The 16426-nt window shown below is 31.7% G+C and carries 17 protein-coding genes; 14 read left to right on the top strand and 3 right to left on the bottom strand.

Annotated elements, in window-relative coordinates:
- Positions 1–221: 221 nt before the first annotated feature.
- On the top strand, positions 222–1229 hold the full coding sequence (locus Q0945_RS14850; RefSeq protein ID WP_299436006.1) for a beta-ketoacyl-ACP synthase III: 1008 nt from the start codon (positions 222–224) through the stop codon (positions 1227–1229).
- A gap of 93 nt (positions 1230–1322) precedes the next feature.
- On the opposite strand, the gene Q0945_RS14845 is transcribed toward Q0945_RS14850, so the two are convergent.
- Positions 1323–3767: an outer membrane beta-barrel family protein gene (locus tag Q0945_RS14845; RefSeq protein WP_299436003.1), complete on the bottom strand. Its 2445-nt coding sequence runs from the start codon at positions 3765–3767 to the stop codon at positions 1323–1325.
- A gap of 361 nt (positions 3768–4128) precedes the next feature.
- Here Q0945_RS14845 and Q0945_RS14840 point away from each other — a divergent pair, with 361 nt between their 5' ends.
- On the top strand, positions 4129–4488 hold the full coding sequence (locus Q0945_RS14840; protein WP_299436000.1) for a CoA-binding protein: 360 nt from the start codon (positions 4129–4131) through the stop codon (positions 4486–4488).
- Here Q0945_RS14840 and Q0945_RS14835 read toward each other — a convergent pair.
- A complete protein-coding gene (locus Q0945_RS14835) occupies positions 4485–5945 on the bottom strand; it encodes a sodium:solute symporter (protein WP_299435997.1) in 1461 nt (486 codons plus the stop codon). The genes Q0945_RS14840 and Q0945_RS14835 overlap by 4 nt on opposite strands.
- Before the next feature lie 58 nt (positions 5946–6003).
- Here Q0945_RS14835 and recR point away from each other — a divergent pair, with 58 nt between their 5' ends.
- From recR to ftsY, 11 genes are all read left to right on the top strand, one after another.
- On the top strand, positions 6004–6624 hold the full coding sequence (recR, locus tag Q0945_RS14830; protein ID WP_299435994.1) for a recombination mediator RecR: 621 nt from the start codon (positions 6004–6006) through the stop codon (positions 6622–6624).
- Between the two features lie 90 nt (positions 6625–6714).
- Complete coding sequence (locus Q0945_RS14825; RefSeq protein ID WP_299435990.1) at positions 6715–8073, top strand: dihydrolipoamide acetyltransferase family protein; 1359 nt, start codon at positions 6715–6717, stop codon at positions 8071–8073.
- A 75-nt stretch (positions 8074–8148) separates the two neighbouring features.
- Positions 8149–8925 carry a 3'-5' exonuclease gene (locus Q0945_RS14820; protein ID WP_299435987.1) on the top strand — a complete coding sequence of 259 codons (777 nt, stop codon included), beginning with the start codon at positions 8149–8151 and terminating at the stop codon, positions 8923–8925.
- Between the two features lie 3 nt (positions 8926–8928).
- Complete coding sequence (locus Q0945_RS14815) at positions 8929–9834, top strand: carboxypeptidase-like regulatory domain-containing protein (protein ID WP_299435984.1); 906 nt, start codon at positions 8929–8931, stop codon at positions 9832–9834.
- Between the two features lie 5 nt (positions 9835–9839).
- On the top strand, positions 9840–10451 hold the full coding sequence (locus Q0945_RS14810; protein WP_299435981.1) for a fumarylacetoacetate hydrolase family protein: 612 nt from the start codon (positions 9840–9842) through the stop codon (positions 10449–10451).
- Between the two features lie 5 nt (positions 10452–10456).
- Entirely contained in the window at positions 10457–10795 is a 339-nt protein-coding gene (locus Q0945_RS14805; protein ID WP_298487235.1) for an Hpt domain-containing protein, read from the top strand.
- On the top strand, positions 10795–12045 hold the full coding sequence (locus Q0945_RS14800) for a competence/damage-inducible protein A (protein WP_299435978.1): 1251 nt from the start codon (positions 10795–10797) through the stop codon (positions 12043–12045). Before Q0945_RS14805 ends, Q0945_RS14800 begins: the two co-directional genes overlap by 1 nt.
- Positions 12046–12114: 69 nt before the next feature.
- Entirely contained in the window at positions 12115–12351 is a 237-nt protein-coding gene (gene rpmB, locus Q0945_RS14795) for a 50S ribosomal protein L28 (RefSeq protein WP_121069345.1), read from the top strand.
- Positions 12352–12369: 18 nt separating this feature from the next.
- A complete protein-coding gene (rpmG, locus tag Q0945_RS14790) occupies positions 12370–12552 on the top strand; it encodes a 50S ribosomal protein L33 (protein ID WP_099574372.1) in 183 nt (60 codons plus the stop codon).
- Between the two features lie 6 nt (positions 12553–12558).
- On the top strand, positions 12559–12711 hold the full coding sequence (locus Q0945_RS14785; protein ID WP_299435974.1) for a DUF4295 domain-containing protein: 153 nt from the start codon (positions 12559–12561) through the stop codon (positions 12709–12711).
- Between the two features lie 86 nt (positions 12712–12797).
- Complete coding sequence (gene ftsY, locus Q0945_RS14780; protein WP_299435971.1) at positions 12798–13757, top strand: signal recognition particle-docking protein FtsY; 960 nt, start codon at positions 12798–12800, stop codon at positions 13755–13757.
- 96 nt (positions 13758–13853) lie between these two features.
- Here ftsY and Q0945_RS14775 read toward each other — a convergent pair whose 3' ends face one another.
- Entirely contained in the window at positions 13854–14954 is a 1101-nt protein-coding gene (locus Q0945_RS14775) for a serine hydrolase (RefSeq protein ID WP_299435968.1), read from the bottom strand.
- Positions 14955–15085: 131 nt separating this feature from the next.
- On the opposite strand from Q0945_RS14775, the gene rimO reads away from it, so the two are divergent.
- Positions 15086–16411 carry a 30S ribosomal protein S12 methylthiotransferase RimO gene (rimO, locus tag Q0945_RS14770; protein ID WP_299435965.1) on the top strand — a complete coding sequence of 442 codons (1326 nt, stop codon included), beginning with the start codon at positions 15086–15088 and terminating at the stop codon, positions 16409–16411.
- Positions 16412–16426: the final 15 nt, after the last annotated feature.

Here is a 16426-nt window from a genome sequence, read left to right as displayed (position 1 = left end):
ATTCAAAAAAAATACCATTATAACTTACGGTGACAAACTGACACATTTTTTGTCAGTATAAGAGGTTTATTTCTTTTTTAATCTGAATTGGAAAGCGTTTTATGCCTTTGTATTTATAATATCCTTATAAAATAGGTATATTAGAGAGATTATAGTTTTAACAATAGTTACTAACTTGCAATTTTTTAACACAAAAAATTACTCAAAATACAATATAATTTATGTTTAATTCTAAAATTACTGGGTTAGGATATTACGTTCCAGATAATGTAGTAACTAATGACGATTTATCTAAGGTAATGGATACGAATGATACCTGGATACAAGAAAGAACAGGCATACAAGAACGCAGACATGTAGTTTCTAAAGAAGATACAACAACTTCAATGGGGGTTAAAGCTGCTAAAATAGCTATTAAAAGGGCTGGAATAGATAAGGATGATATTGATTTTATTGTTTTTGCTACTCTAAGCCCCGATTATTACTTCCCTGGTCCTGGGGTTTTGGTACAGAGAGATTTGGGAATAAAAACGGTAGGAGCTTTAGATGTTAGAAACCAATGTTCTGGTTTTGTTTATGGTATTTCTGTAGCAGACCAATATATAAAAAGTGGTATGTATAAAAATATTCTAGTTATTGGTTCCGAAGTACACTCTCGAGGTTTAGATATGACAACAAGAGGCAGAAGTGTTTCTGTAATATTTGGAGACGGAGCCGGAGCAGCAATTTTAAGCAGAGAAGAAGATACTACTAAAGGAATACTTTCTACGCATTTACATTCTGAAGGACAGCATGCAGAAGAACTGGCATTACTTGCACCAGGAATGGGAAAAAGATGGGTAACAGATATTATTAAAGATAATAACATGGATGATGTATCTTATTTTCCTTATATGAATGGACAGTTTGTGTTTAAAAATGCGGTAGTTCGTTTTAGTGAAGTAATAATGGAAGGCTTATCTAAAAATAATTTAGAGGCAACAGATATTGATATGTTAGTACCCCACCAAGCTAATCTTAGAATAGCACAATTTATACAGAAAAAATTTAAATTGAAGGATGATCAGGTATTTAATAATATTATGAAGTACGGTAATACAACAGCAGCTTCTATTCCAATAGCTTTAACAGAGGCATGGGAACAAGGTAAAGTTAAAAAAGGAGACCTTGTTGTACTAGCCGCTTTTGGTAGTGGCTTTACTTGGGGAAGTGTAATAATAAAATGGTAAAAACAAAACCCGAGACTACTGTCTCGGGTTTCTTATATTAATTAACTATAAGAGAAAACCAACCAAATTCTATTATTTGCTAATCAATATATTTTAAAGTAGTCCACCTCCACCTTGTTTGGTATTACTATCTCTTCTTTTTCTTTTCGAAGCCCTATTTTTTCCACTTCCAAACATATAAGAAAGTCCAACATACGCAGACCTGCTTTCCCAATTAAATTGTCCGTTTTGAGTAAAAGGAGTTTCACTATCAAAGGCAAAGCGCATAGTATTAAAAATATCATTATAATTAAAACTTAAGGTGCCTTTACCTTCTGCAAAACTATACCTAGCTCCAGTATTTACAAAGTACATAGGCTTTACCTTAAACTGAATATTCTCATTTGCTCCACGGTAGAAACCGAAGACCTGAAAGGTTAATTTTTTTGTGGCTTTAAAACTGTTGCTTAAACGTGCATTCCAAGCCGTATTCTTTATCTCAACTTTGTCTACAATAATATCATCTATTGTAGCTGTGCTGTTGCTGCCCAGTAAGCGCTCTGTGATGCCTCGTTGTGTTTGAGAGTATAAATCAAAGCTACCATTTAGGCTCCACCATTTGGTGGCTTTGTAATTTGCAGAAATTTCTAATCCATAGGAAGAAGTGTCATCAAAATTATTAAAAGATAAAATCATTTTATTTAAGTCTAGTCTATCTATAGAAACAGCTCTACTTATTTCATCTTTTATAGCTCTATAAAAAAGACCAGTAGTAATACTTCCTTTACCTAATCTTCGAGTATAATTTATTTCATAAGAATTAGTGAATTGAGGTTTTAATGATGGGTTTCCTAAGGAGGAAATTAAAGGCGTAGACCATTCTCTTATTGGGTTTACTTGTCCTAATCCTGGGCGATCTATTCTTCTACTATAACTTAACTGAAATTGGTTTTTGTCTGTAGGAGAATATTTTAAAAAGCCAGAAGGATAAAATTCGGTGTATTTGTCAGTAAAAGAGCGTACAGTATTCGTGTCTGCTTTTACTTCTACATCTTCTACACGTAAACCTACTTGATAAGACCATTTATTATAGTTTTGACCAAAAGTGGCATAAGCAGAATATATGTCCATACCATAAATAAAATCTGCATCTGGAGTTGGTCTTAGGTTCCCATTTTGGTTGAATGTTACACCAGTAGAGTTATAGCCTACATTGGTTTCAAAAACTCTAGCTTCTATACCTAGTTCTAATTTAGAAATAGAATCTATAGGATTTACATAATCTAGATTTGCAATTTTTTGCGTTCTCCTAGTATTTACAAAATCTTTATAGTTTGGTGTAATACTATTTCCACTGAAGTTAAAATCGGCATCTTCATCATTGTTATATTCATTGTAATCTACTTCTAATTCAATATTATGCCCTTCTTTTTTAAAATCTAACTTATAATCAAAATTATATTGTTCGCTTAAGTTATCCTTACTGTTACTAAATAATTGTGCGGTATTTCTATTTAAGTCATCATAATAGATAATATCAGTAGCTCCGCTATCTTTACCATCATACTTGTTCTGATTGGTAAAGAGGGAAATAGTGTTCTTATCGTTTAAGTAAAAATCTACTCCAATTTTATATAGGTGAGATTTATTATTGTTGAAAAATTTAAATAGTTGTTCTGAATTTTCTTCATGTCTGTATAAAAACCCTCTATTGTTGTTTTTGCCTATATTATTTCCATAATTACCGTATAAATTGAATTTTCCGTTTCTGTAGTTTAAATCTACAGAGCTATTAAATTTAGCATTTCTTCCTTTATTTAGACCTAAATTTAAAGTTCCATTGAATCCAATATTTGCGTTTTTATGAAGAACTATATTGATAATTCCGCTCATTCCCTCAGGGTTGTATTTTGCAGAAGGATTGGTAATTAACTCTATAGATTTTATAGATGTTGATGGAATTTGTTTTAATAATTGTGCTACAGGAACGTTAGATAATTTACCGTCTACCATAACGCGAACATTAGAATTTCCTCGTAAACTAAGTTCACCAGATTGAGAATCTACATTGACAGAAGGAATATTATTCATGATGTCAGATGCAGATGCGCCAGCAGTAGTGAGGTCTTTACCTACATTAATAACTTTACGATCAATTTTCTGTTCAATTGTGGTTCGTTCTGCTACTACTTCCACACCAGTTAATTGTTGCGATTCTTCTTCTAAAGTAATAATTCCTAAATTAATTTTCTTGTTTTTTTTAGAAATTGTAATCTGTGTAGTGTAAGTTTTATACCCTATGTATTGAACTTCTAAATTATAGGTGCCTTCTATAATTTTTTTAATTTCAAAACTTCCATTGTCTTCTGTGATTCCTCCAGTTATTGTATTACTACCATCTGAAGATTTAATAACAATAGCTGCATAGGCTATAGGAGAATTTTGTAGTTGGTCAGTTACTTTTCCAGAAACACTTCCTGTTGTAAGATCTGGATTTGCATTTTTGGCCGAAATTGTACTATATAAAAATATAGCAAAAAGAAAAATTACTTTTTTCATTATACTGTTGTTTTTTGATTGATGATACCTACAAGACGATGAATATGGTAAAGTGTTACGTGAAGATTTTATTTTAACACATTTTAACGCTTCGGAATACTTTTTGAATTATATAGGCCTTGATTTGTAAATAAGTATCGAAAATAAAGAATTTTAAAAATTCGAAACCCCAACATTGCTGTTGGGGTTTCTTCGCTGATAGACTATACTAAACACTAACCATTAACTATAAACATATAGCGTAATCAACGACATAGCTTTTATTTTTAAACAATCCAGGTATTAATTAACTAATTAGACGCTTTTTTATCGAAAACGTTACAATTTAACAAATGTTTAACTCTCTAATAAAATTCCTTCCATGAAGAAAACATTAGTAATAGGAGCGTCATTAAATTCTAACCGCTATAGTAATATAGCTATTCATCGTTTAGTTAAAAATGGAACTTCAACTGAAGCCTTCGGTTTAAAACTTGGGACTGTTTCTGGTGTCCAAATTAAGACTAAATTTATTCATTTTCAAAATATTAACACTATAACTTTGTATTTAAATCCAAAACGGCAAGAAGCGTACTACAAAAACATAGTTGATTTACGCCCAGAACGTGTAATTTTCAGCCCAGGAACTGAGAACCCTGTGTTTTACTCTATCTTAGAAGAAAATGGTATAAAAGGAGAAGTTGCTTGCATCTTAGTATTGTTAGTTACAAATCAGCACTAATTAAAACTTTTTTTTCTAATAAACCATAACCCAATAAAAGTTAAAAGACCGTTTATTGGCAAAAGTTCATACCCAACTTTATAACCTCCTAAATTTTCTGAAGGAATATTGGAAAAACTATAAATTAGAACTACAGATAGTATAGCAACTAGCCAAACATATTTGTCTTTTACTTGGTAATTAGTGAAAATACCAAAAGAAAATAAACCTAATAATGGGCCGTATGTATATGCAGCTACTTGTAAAAGACCATCTATTACATTAGTGTCTAATACATGTTTAAAAATTATAACCACTATAATTAATAAAACACTCATTCCAACGTGTACAAGCTTTCTTGTTTTTTTTTGATTTTCTTTCTTTTCTATTTCTAAAAAATCTACACAAAAAGAAGTAGTTAATGAGGTTAATGCGCTATCTGCGCTACTGTAAGCTGCAGCAATGAGCCCCAGCATAAAAGTAATGCCTATTACAGAGCCTAGACCACTATTTAAAGCAATTTCAGGGAAAAGTAAGTCGGTTTTAGCTTTGCCGTCTAAAAGAGGTACGGCAATATTCATTTTGCTAGCATAAATAAATAAGAGAGCGCCCAAAAGAAGAAATATAAAATTTACAACAACAAGAACTATACTAAAAGAAACTACATTTTTTTGCGCATCTTTTAAAGATTTGCAAGTTAAGTTCTTTTGCATCATGTCTTGGTCTAAACCAGTCATACATATTGCAATAAATAAACCTCCTAAGAAAGATTTTATAAAATGATTTTTACTATAAAAATCTTCTGAGAATATAATTTTATTATAGTTTGTTAACTCTTCGGAGTTTAAAAAGTCTATAAAACTCCAGTTTAGTTTATCTGTAATAAAGTAGATAGATAAAATCACAGAAGTAAGCATAAAAAGAGTTTGTAAAGTATCAGTCCAAACAATAGTTTTAATTCCTCCTTTAAAGGTATATACCCAAATTAATAAAACAGAAAGTGCTACAGTAATTTCAAATGGAATATTTAAATCATCAAAAACAAATTGCTGTAAAACAAGAGCCACTAAGAATAAACGAAAAGAAGCTCCTAGTACTCTAGAAATAAAGAAGGAGATTGCGCCTACTTTATAACTGGTAGCACCAAAACGCTGATTTAAATATTCATAAATAGAGGTTACGTTTAATTTATAATAAATAGGGAGAAGAACGTAAGCAATTACAAAATACCCTACAAAATACCCAAAAACAACTTGCATATAGCTAAATTCTGAAGCAGCTACCCACCCAGGAACAGAAATAAATGTGACGCCAGAAAGAGAAGCCCCAATCATGCCAAAAGCAACTAAATACCAAGGGGATTGTTTACCTGCTTTAAAAAAATCGGTATTAGTATCATTTTTACCAGTGAAATAGGAAATTACTAAAAGAAATAAAAAGTAAATTGTAATTAGAATAAGTATATAGGAGGCGGTCATAGAAATAAATTTCCAATGCAAAGTACAAAAAGTAAAAATAGTATGTAATTTTGTACGTATGGATTTTTCTTCTAAACTTTTAGAGAATGCGGTGTATGAAATGTCTCAATTGCCAGGAATAGGTAAGCGCACAGCATTACGTTTGGTTTTACATTTGTTAAAACAACCAGATCAAAGAACAGAGAATTTAGCTAGTTCTTTATTAGATTTAAAAGAAAAGATACAGTTTTGTAGTAATTGCCATAATATATCAGATACATTGGTATGTGAAATTTGTGCAAATACAAAAAGAGATTCCTCATTAGTTTGCGTGGTGGAAGATATTAGAGATGTAATGGCAATAGAGAATACAGGTCAGTTTAGAGGAACTTACCATGTTCTTGGTGGTAAAATATCTCCAATGGAAGGAGTAGGGCCGCAAGATTTAACAATAAACTCATTAGTTACTAAAGTTAAAAAAGGAGAAATAAAAGAACTCATTTTTGCGTTAAGTTCTACAATGGAAGGGGATACCACTAATTTTTATATTTATAAACAAATTTCGGGATTAGGAGTAAGAACCTCTACAATTGCAAGAGGTATAGCAGTAGGAGATGAGTTGGAATATGCAGATGAGGTAACTTTAGGAAGAAGTATACTTAATAGAGTGCCTTTTGAAGGTTCTTTAAAGTCTAATTAATAGGTTAAATATATTAAAAACTCAGTTTTTTGCTTTAATTTTTGTTATTTTTGCAAAAAATTTACCTAAATAAGCTTAGTAGATAGGAATATGGCAAAGTTTGAATTAAAGTTACCTAAAATGGGAGAGAGTGTTGCAGAGGCAACATTAACAACTTGGTTAAAGGAGGTAGGAGATGAAATTGAAATGGATGAAGCTGTTTTTGAAATAGCTACAGATAAAGTAGATTCTGAAGTACCAAGTGAGGTAGATGGTATTTTAGTGGAGAAACTTTTTAATGTAGATGATGTTGTTAAGGTAGGACAAACAGTTGCAATAATTAGTACGGATGGTGATGCTTCTGAAGAGGTTTTTATAAAAGAAGAAGCAGAAGAACAAATAGAAGCATCTGTACAAGAAGTAGAAGAAACTATTGTGGTTGCTAAAGATGCTGTGCAAACACCAGTGCTAGGGCAAAGTTCTACAGATCGCTTTTATTCTCCGTTAGTTAAAAATATAGCTAAGCAAGAGGGTGTTACAATTGAAGAATTAGACGCAATTTCTGGAACAGGTAAAGAAGGAAGGGTTTCTAAAAATGATATAATTAATTATGTAGCATCTAGAAAAACTAAAAATAAAGCTCCTGAAGTTGTTTTAGAAAAAGTTTCAGTCAAAAGTACAGAGTCTATTCCTGTTTCTAAACCACTAGCTAATGTTGTTAAGCCGGCGGCAGTAGAAACTAATAAAATAGAAAGCTCTAGCGGACATGAGGTTATAGAAATGTCTAGAATGGGGAAACTTATAGCTAAGCACATGGTAGATAGTGTTTCTACATCTGCACATGTTCAAAGTTTTATAGAGGTAGATGTTACAAATCTTGTAAACTGGCGTAATAATGCTAAAAAAGCTTTTGAAGAACAAGAAGGAGAAAAATTAACCTTTACGCCAATATTTTTAGAGGCAGTAGCAAAAGCTCTTAAAAAATATCCTTTAATGAATATTTCTGTTCAAGGCGATACTGTTATAAAAAAGAAAAATATTAATATAGGTATGGCAGCTGCTTTGCCAGATGGTAATTTAATTGTGCCAGTAATTAAAAATGCAGATCAATTAAATTTAGTTGGTATGGCAAAGGTTGTAAACGATCTTGCAATACGTTCTAGGAATAATACTTTAAAGCCAGATGAGGTTCAAGAAGGCACGTACACAGTAACAAACGTAGGAACTTTTGGTAGCGTTTTTGGAACACCAATTATAAACCAGCCTCAAGTTGGTATTTTGGCATTGGGTGCAATACGTAAAATGCCATCTGTTATAGAAACCTCAGAAGGAGATTATATAGGTATACGTAGTAAAATGTATTTATCGCATAGCTATGACCATAGAGTAGTTAACGGTGCGTTGGGTAGTATGTTTGTAAAGGCTGTTGCAGATTATTTAGAGGCTTGGGATGTAAATAGAGATTTTTAAATTGCAATTAATTATAGGTTTCCATTTTACTTAATCTTTCTAACATGTATCTTTGTTAAAATTTTAAACAAAACCATGGAGTTAAAGCTAACAAGACCTATTTGTTTTTTTGATTTAGAAACAACGGGAGTAAATGTTGCAAAAGATAGAATAGTAGAAATTGCAATTCTTAAAATTTTTCCAAACGGAAATAAAGAAAGTAAAACTTGGTTAGTTAATCCAGAAATGACTATTCCTGCTAATGTAGTCGAGGTTCATGGTATAACTAATGAAAAAGTTGCTAATGAACCTACATTTAAAGAACTTTCCAAAGAAATTTATAATATGATAAAGGATAGCGATTTAGGTGGGTTTAATTCTGATCGTTTTGATATTCCTTTATTGGCAGAAGAATTATTACGTGCCGATATAGATTTTGATATGAAAAACACAGTTTCTGTAGATGTGCAAACTATTTTTCATAAAATGGAAAAAAGAACTTTAGAGGCTGCATATAAGTTCTATTGTGATAAAAATTTAATGGATGCACATAGTGCCGAAGCAGATACAAATGCTACCTATGAGGTGTTATTGTCGCAATTAGATAGGTATCCAGAATTAGAAAATAATATTAAAAAACTTTCAGAATTTTCAAGAAGAAAACAATCTGTAGATTTTGCGGGTTTTATTGCTTTAGATGAAAACGGAGAAGAAATTTTCTCCTTTGGAAAGCACAAAGGAAAAAAAGTACATGATGTTCTGGAAAAAGAGCCTGGTTATTTTGGTTGGATTTTAAATGCAGACTTTCCATTGTATACTAAAAAGGTTCTTACGCAAATTAAACTTAGTAAGTTAAATAATAAGTTAGGTTAACAAATGCGATACTTAGTATTATTACTTACTGTTTTTCAATTACAAGCGCAAGAGGTTTTGTTTGAAGGTAATGTGTATGATCATAAAACAAAAGAGCCTATTCCGTATGTAAACCTTAGTTTCTTAAATACTTTAAAAGGAACCTCTACAGATGATGATGGTCACTTTTATATAGATGTTCCTAAACCATATTTAGAAAAACAACTGCATATTTCATCCTTAGGATATAAGGATACAATTGTAGTAGCAAATGATATTTATAAAACAAAAAAGTTTCATTTAATAGAAGAGTCTTTTGAGTTAGATGAGGTGGTTGTTACACAATCCTTAGGCAACTCAGATGTCTTAAATCCGGTAAGTAGTTACAGTTTAACAAGCGGGTTCTCATCTTCATCAACCCCTTGGGTATTGGCTTTGTATTTTCCAAATATTGGAGCACAAAAGAAATTTGTAAATAAGGTAACTGTATTTTTTCAAAAAAATAAAAACTTTAAAAGACCAAGCTCTAAATTTAGAATACGAATATACGGTGTGGATAGTAAGACTAAAAAGCCAAGTATAGATTTATTAAGAAAAAGTATCGTTTTGGAAACGCAAACAGATAAAGATTATGTTTCTATAGATTTAAAAGCATTAAACATAAAAGTGCCTAAAGAAGGAATTTATGTTGGCTTAGAATGGTTATTTGTGCCTTACAATTGGTATACTACAACTACAATTCATCCGTTAACTAATAAGAAAATTGTAGAAGATCGTTTTGCTCCAACCTTTGGAGGAGTGTATAATAAGAATCAGAATTATAAGGCAATGGTATATGGAATGGGGAATTGGACAGATTTTACTGTAAAATCTAAAGACAAGTCTAAGAATTTTATCCCAGCTATTAGTCTTAAGGTTTCTAAAGAATAATTATTATGAAAATAATATGTATTGGTCGTAATTATACTGCACATATAGAGGAACTTAAAAATGAAAGGCCAGAAGATCCGGTAGTTTTTATTAAACCAGACTCTGCAGTTTTACCTAAGGAACAAGATTTTTATATTCCAGAATTTTCTAATGATGTGCATTATGAAGTGGAAGTACTAGTAAAAATTAAAAAAGTAGGAAAACATATTCAACAAAAATTTGCACACAAATATTACGATGAAATTGGTTTAGGGATAGACTTTACGGCAAGAGATTTGCAGTCTAAATTAAAAGAAAAAGGGTTGCCATGGGAAAAAGCAAAAGGTTTTGATGGTGCAGCTGTTATTGGTAATTGGCTTCCAGTAAATACTTTTAAGGATATAAATGCAATAAATTTTGAATTACAAAAGAATAATGAGATAGTCCAAAAAGGAAATACAAGTTTAATGTTGTGGAAAATAGACGAACTAATAGCTTATGTATCTCAATATTTTATGTTAAAAAAAGGAGATATAATTTTTACGGGTACACCTTCGGGTGTTGGTAAAGTAGAGCCAAATGATTATCTTACGGGAGCAATTGAAGGTAAAGAACTTTTTTCTTTAAAAATTAAATAATAATAATGATATATAGTTTAGATAAAATAAATGAAATGGCAGAAGGAGATGAGGAATTTATTGTTTCTGTAATATCTGTTTTTTTAGAAGAAGTCCCAGTAGATTTAGAAGCTTTAGAAAAAGCTCTAACAGAGATGAATTATGAACAAGTATACCAATTAGCGCATAAAATAAAACCTAATGTAGATTTATTAGGAATGGAACAAACAAGAGCTGCTGCTTTAGAAATAGAAACTCTTGGTAAAAATGAAGCTAATATGGAAGAAATAAAAAAAGTATTTCCAATACTTAAAACGGATGTAACACAGGTAGTTTCTGAACTTAAAAAAGATTTTAATCTTTAATGAATGCAGAAATAATTACTATTGGTGATGAAATTCTCATTGGTCAAATAGTAGATACTAACTCTGTTTTTATTGCTAAAGAGCTTAATAAAATTGGAGTATCGGTATATCAGATAACATCTATACAAGATGATAAAGAGCATATTCTTACCGCTCTTAAAGAAGCAAAAAGTAGAGCAAAAATTGTAATAATTACCGGAGGTTTAGGTCCTACAAAAGATGATATTACAAAACATACTTTGTGTGAGTTTCTAGAAGATACCCTCATAGAAAATAAACAAGTTTTAAAGCATGTAGAAGGGTTATTTGCTAAATATTATAAAGATAAGCCGCTTAGTCAAATTAATAAGAACCAGGCATTAGTACCGTCTAAGGCAGAGGTATTACAAAATGATTTTGGAACAGCGCCAGGAATGTGGATGGTAAACGGGGAAACTGTTTTTGTTTCTCTTCCTGGAGTACCTTTTGAAATGAAAAATCTTATTACAACTAAGGTGCTTCCAAAAATTATAAACCAATTTAAGTGTCCCTATATAATCCACAAAACCATTATAACTTATGGTATTGGAGAAAGTGCTTTAGCAGAGAGGTTAGAAGATTGGGAAATGAATTTACCAAACTTTGTTAAGTTAGCATACCTTCCAAGTTTAGGTAAGGTTCGTTTGCGATTAAGTGCAAAGGGAGAAAATAAACAAGAGCTAATAGATGCTATAGACGAGGAGTGTGCTAAACTTAATCGTTTAATTAGCGATGTTGTTTATGGGATGGAGGATGAAGAAAGTATAGAAATGGTTATAGCATCATTATTAACAAATAAAAAAAGGTCTTTAGCAACAGCGGAAAGTTTTACAGGAGGAAAAATAGCTAATGTAGTAACCTCTGTACCAGGGGCATCTTCCTATTTTAAAGGAAGCGTTGTTAGTTATGCTACAGAAGCAAAAGAAAATGTTTTACGCGTACCTAAAGAGGTTATAGAAAAACACTCTGTAGTTAGTGAAGCAGTGGCAAAAGAAATGGCTTTAGTTGCTAAAAAAATGTTTAATTCAGATTTTGCAATTGCAACAACAGGAAATGCTGGGCCTACTAAAGGAGATTCTAATGCGGAAGTAGGAACTGTTTTTATAGCCATTGCTACACCTAAAGAAGTAGTTTGTGAAGAATTTATGATGGGAGCTCAACGAGAAAGGGTGGTAGAGAAGTCTGTAAATAAGGCTTTTGAGATGCTGCAAAAAGAAATTTTAAATTTCTGAAAAAGAAGTTTGTCAGTACCATAAAAAAGATATAAATTTGCACCCTGTTTAAAAGAAAAATTCTGCGCAATGTCAAAAGTTTGTGAAATTACTGGAAAAAGGGCTATGTTTGGGAACAACGTATCGTTCTCAATTAATAAGACCAGAAGAAGATTTAATGTAAACCTTTCCAAGAAAAGATTTTACATTCCTGAAGAAGATCGTTGGGTAACCTTAAAGGTTTCCGCTAAAGCGTTGAAAATTATCAACAAAAAAGGTATTTCGGCTGTTTTAAAAGACGCCAAAGCTAATGGATTAGTTAAGTAATCCTAAAATTCAACAAAAATGGCAAAAAAAGGCAATAGAATTCAGGTTATATTGGAGTGTACAGAGCATAAAGAGTCTGGACAACCAGGTACATCTAGATACATAACAACAAAGAACAAAAAGAATACTCCGGAAAGGATGGAAATTAAAAAATTCAACCCTATCCTTAAGAGAATGACAGTTCATAAAGAAATAAAATAATAAGTCATGGCAAAGAAGACGGTAGCAAGTTTACAAACAAGTTCTAAGAGATTGACTAAAGCCATTAAAATGGTAAGGTCCCCTAAGACAGGAGCATATACTTTTGTAGAATCTGTTATGGCACCAGAATTGGTGAACGAATGGATTGCTAAAAAGTAACTAACTAACTTAAATTATTTTTTAAAGCCTCTTTCTTATGAAAGAGGCTTTTTAATTTTTTATATTTGAGTAACTATAGGTAAGATATGAGTTTATTTAAAAAAATATTTTCTTCTAAAAAGAAAGAAACCCTAGATAAAGGGTTAGAAAAGAGTAAAACTACTTTTTTTTCTAAATTAGGAAAAGCGGTTGCAGGTAAATCTAAGGTAGATGATGATGTTTTAGATAATTTAGAAGAAGTTTTAGTTTCTTCGGATGTAGGTGTAGATACTACATTAAAAATAATTGATAGAATTGAAGCTCGTGTTTCTAAAGACAAATATTTAGGAACAGATGAATTAAATGTAATTTTAAGAGAAGAAATTGCAGGACTATTATCAGAAACTCACTTAGGAGAAGAAATAGAATATAGTATTCCGAAAGATAAGAAACCATATGTAATCATGGTTGTAGGAGTTAATGGGGCTGGTAAAACTACTACTATTGGAAAACTAGCACATCAATTTAAAAAACAAGGATTAAAAGTTGTTTTAGGTGCAGCAGATACGTTTAGAGCAGCAGCAATAGACCAATTGCAGGTTTGGGCAGATAGGGTAGATGTTCCAATTGTAAGACAAGATATGGGGAGCGACCCTGCTTCTGTAGCTTTTGACACCTTAAGTTCCGCAGTAACACAAGATGCAGATGTTGTAATTATAGATACCGCTGGGCGTTTACATAATAAGGTGAACTTAATGAATGAGTTAACTAAAGTAAAACGTGTTATGCAAAAAGTTGTAGCCGACACTCCTAATGAAGTGCTTTTGGTTTTAGATGGTTCTACTGGGCAAAATGCTTTTGAACAAGCTAAGCAGTTTACAAAAGCAACAGAGGTTACTTCTTTAGCAATTACAAAATTAGACGGTACAGCGAAAGGCGGTGTTGTTATAGGTATATCGGATCAATTTAAAATTCCAGTAAAATATATTGGTGTTGGAGAAGGAATAGAGGATTTGCAAGTCTTTAATAAATATGAATTTGTAGATTCTTTCTTTAATTTAAAGTAACTTTCCTAAACGAATACTATAAAAGCCCTCTAAAATAGTACTATTTTAGAGGGCTTTATTAAATATAAATAAAATTTGTTTTTTGCTAACAGCTAACTACTCAATCACTGCATTAATTTTAATCCATAATTCATTGTCAAAACTAGAAGGGCCTAATTGCATTTCTTCTGCGCTATCTCCACATCGTACAATAACTAAATCTTGGCTTGGAATAACATATATTTTTTGGTCATCTGCACCTAAAGCAGCAAACATATCCTTTGGGGCGCTAGGAACCAAAGAACCTGAAATTACTGCTTGTGAGGCGGTTCCCATGTAACTTTCTTTCCCGTTTAGCCACCATAAATAACCGTAAGATTTATTTATGTTTTGAGAAGTATTTACCATTGCATCATAATAACTTTTATTAATAATAGTTTCGGAGTCCCAAACGCCTTCATTTTCAATTAGTAAACCCCAACGTGCCATACTTCTGGTATCACTAGCATAAAGAGTTAGTAAGGTTAGTTCGTTCCAAGAGCCAGTCATGCCTATTTTATCCCTTATTTTAGAATAGAAATAGGTGTTAAAGTCTGTACCTGTAGCATTGGTTACAACATCTTTTAATTTTGTATAAGCGCCTTGGTGGTATGCCCATCTAGTGCCAGCATTTGCTTCATAATCAAAACAGGAAGGAGAAGTGCAAATCCACTTTAGAGTTTGCTCTACATAATCATTTAAACCAGTAGACATACTAAGGTGGTTTTTTACGGTAATTAAGTCTTGTTGCGCAGTGGTTAAACTAGACCAGTTAGCACCTAAGTAATCGGAAGATGTATCATTAATAGATAAAAAACCTTCTTCCTGTGCAATACCAATAGTACTAGAGACTAATGTTTTTCCGGCAGAATACCAGTTCCATTCCTCATTTTTAGAATGACCATTAAAGTATTTCTCAATTACAATCCTTCCGTTTTTTAATACTATAAATCCTTTCGAATTTTTAGTTTCTAAGTAATCATATAAATCTTGTAAATTTTCTTTTTTCCAGTTTAATTGTTCTGGAGTAATAGTTTCCCAAGTAGTACTACCTATTTCTGGAAAATATATCCCTGTAGGAATTACCTCTTTCTCCTCTTCTTTACTTTCAGTGTTTTTTGAACAGCCCCAAAAAAGAATGCTAGTTGCTATGAGTAGCAGAAATATATATTTTGTCATCGTAATAATCTGTTTTAGTATAGTTTAGACTGGTTTTTATACTTATTGGTTTAACGTTCTAGGGTAAGAAATCGTATAAAAACAATAATGTTCGTTATGCTTATTGTATTTTTGCGCACTATTTTATAGTTATGAGAACAAAATCACTTAAAAAGAACAAAATCAATGTAGTAACTTTAGGTTGCTCTAAGAATGTATACGACTCTGAAGTGTTAATGGGGCAACTTCGTGCTAATGATAAAGAGGTAGTTCATGAAGAAGAGGGTAACATTGTAGTTATTAATACTTGTGGTTTTATTGCAAATGCAAAAGAAGAAAGTGTAAATACTATTTTGGAGTATGTAGAAAAGAAAAATGCAGGTGATGTAGATAAGGTTTTTGTCACTGGGTGTTTAAGTGAGAGATATAAGCCAGACTTAAAAAAAGAAATTCCGAATGTAGATGAGTTTTTTGGAACAAGTGAGTTGCCTAGTTTGTTAAAAGCTTTAGAAGCAGATTATAAGCACGAGTTAATAGGAGAACGATTAACTACAACTCCAAAAAATTATGCTTATTTAAAGATTGCAGAAGGTTGTGATCGTCCTTGTTCTTTTTGTGCTATTCCAATAATGAGAGGAAAGCATAAAAGTACTCCTATTGAAGATTTAGTGGTAGAGGCAGAAAAGTTAGCTTCAAAAGGAGTAAAAGAATTAGTTTTAATAGCTCAGGATCTTACGTATTATGGATTAGATTTATATAAGAAAAGAAACTTAGCTGAGTTATTAAAAGCGTTAGTAAAAGTTGAAGGAATAGAATGGATTCGGTTACATTATGCATTTCCGACTGGTTTTCCTATGGATGTTTTAGATGTAATGAATGTGGAGCCTAAGGTTTGTAATTATTTAGATATTCCTTTACAGCACATATCGGATTCTGTTTTAAAAAGTATGCGTAGGGGAACTACGCATGCTAAAACAACGCAGTTAATTAAAGATTTTAGAGCAGCGGTACCGAATATGACTATAAGAACAACGCTTATTGTTGGATACCCAGGAGAGACAGAAGAAGACTTTTTAGAGCTTAAAAATTGGGTTGAAGAAATGCGTTTTGAGCGTTTAGGTTGCTTTACTTATAGCCATGAAGAAAATACACATGCTTATACTTTAGAGGATAATGTTCCTGAAGATGTGAAGCAAGATCGTGCAAACCAAATAATGGAAATACAATCTCAAATTTCATGGGAGTTAAACCAGCAGAAAATAGGAGAAACTTTTCGTTGTATTATAGACCGTAAAGAAGGAAATTATTTTATTGGTAGAACGGAGTTTGATTCTCCAGATGTAGATAATGAAGTACTTATTGATGCTACAAAATACTATGTTAAACATGGTGAATTTGTAGATGTAAAAGTAAATGAAGCTGCCGATTTTGATTTGTATGGTGAGCCTGTACAGCAATCAAACTTTATTAGAGAATAAAGGGTGGGCTAATTA

Origin of the sequence: uncultured Maribacter sp. (assembly GCF_947500405.1) — a bacterium.
Lineage (GTDB): Bacteria > Bacteroidota > Bacteroidia > Flavobacteriales > Flavobacteriaceae > Maribacter_B.
Note: the sequence above shows the minus strand (reverse complement) of the source record. Positions and strands in the feature narration are given on the sequence as shown.

Coding starts and splice junctions, on each gene's coding strand:
- Q0945_RS14815 (WP_299435984.1), top strand. CDS start 8,929: ATGCGATACTTAGTATTATTACTTACTGTTTTTCAATTACAAGCGCAA.
- Q0945_RS14835 (WP_299435997.1), bottom strand. CDS start 5,945: ATGACCGCCTCCTATATACTTATTCTAATTACAATTTACTTTTTATTT.
- Q0945_RS14825 (WP_299435990.1), top strand. CDS start 6,715: ATGGCAAAGTTTGAATTAAAGTTACCTAAAATGGGAGAGAGTGTTGCA.
- Q0945_RS14845 (WP_299436003.1), bottom strand. CDS start 3,767: ATGAAAAAAGTAATTTTTCTTTTTGCTATATTTTTATATAGTACAATT.
- rpmG (WP_099574372.1), top strand. CDS start 12,370: ATGGCAAAAAAAGGCAATAGAATTCAGGTTATATTGGAGTGTACAGAG.
- rpmB (WP_121069345.1), top strand. CDS start 12,115: ATGTCAAAAGTTTGTGAAATTACTGGAAAAAGGGCTATGTTTGGGAAC.
- ftsY (WP_299435971.1), top strand. CDS start 12,798: ATGAGTTTATTTAAAAAAATATTTTCTTCTAAAAAGAAAGAAACCCTA.
- Q0945_RS14805 (WP_298487235.1), top strand. CDS start 10,457: ATGATATATAGTTTAGATAAAATAAATGAAATGGCAGAAGGAGATGAG.
- rimO (WP_299435965.1), top strand. CDS start 15,086: ATGAGAACAAAATCACTTAAAAAGAACAAAATCAATGTAGTAACTTTA.
- Q0945_RS14785 (WP_299435974.1), top strand. CDS start 12,559: ATGGCAAAGAAGACGGTAGCAAGTTTACAAACAAGTTCTAAGAGATTG.
- Q0945_RS14810 (WP_299435981.1), top strand. CDS start 9,840: ATGAAAATAATATGTATTGGTCGTAATTATACTGCACATATAGAGGAA.
- recR (WP_299435994.1), top strand. CDS start 6,004: ATGGATTTTTCTTCTAAACTTTTAGAGAATGCGGTGTATGAAATGTCT.
- Q0945_RS14820 (WP_299435987.1), top strand. CDS start 8,149: ATGGAGTTAAAGCTAACAAGACCTATTTGTTTTTTTGATTTAGAAACA.
- Q0945_RS14850 (WP_299436006.1), top strand. CDS start 222: ATGTTTAATTCTAAAATTACTGGGTTAGGATATTACGTTCCAGATAAT.
- Q0945_RS14800 (WP_299435978.1), top strand. CDS start 10,795: ATGAATGCAGAAATAATTACTATTGGTGATGAAATTCTCATTGGTCAA.
- Q0945_RS14775 (WP_299435968.1), bottom strand. CDS start 14,954: ATGACAAAATATATATTTCTGCTACTCATAGCAACTAGCATTCTTTTT.
- Q0945_RS14840 (WP_299436000.1), top strand. CDS start 4,129: ATGAAGAAAACATTAGTAATAGGAGCGTCATTAAATTCTAACCGCTAT.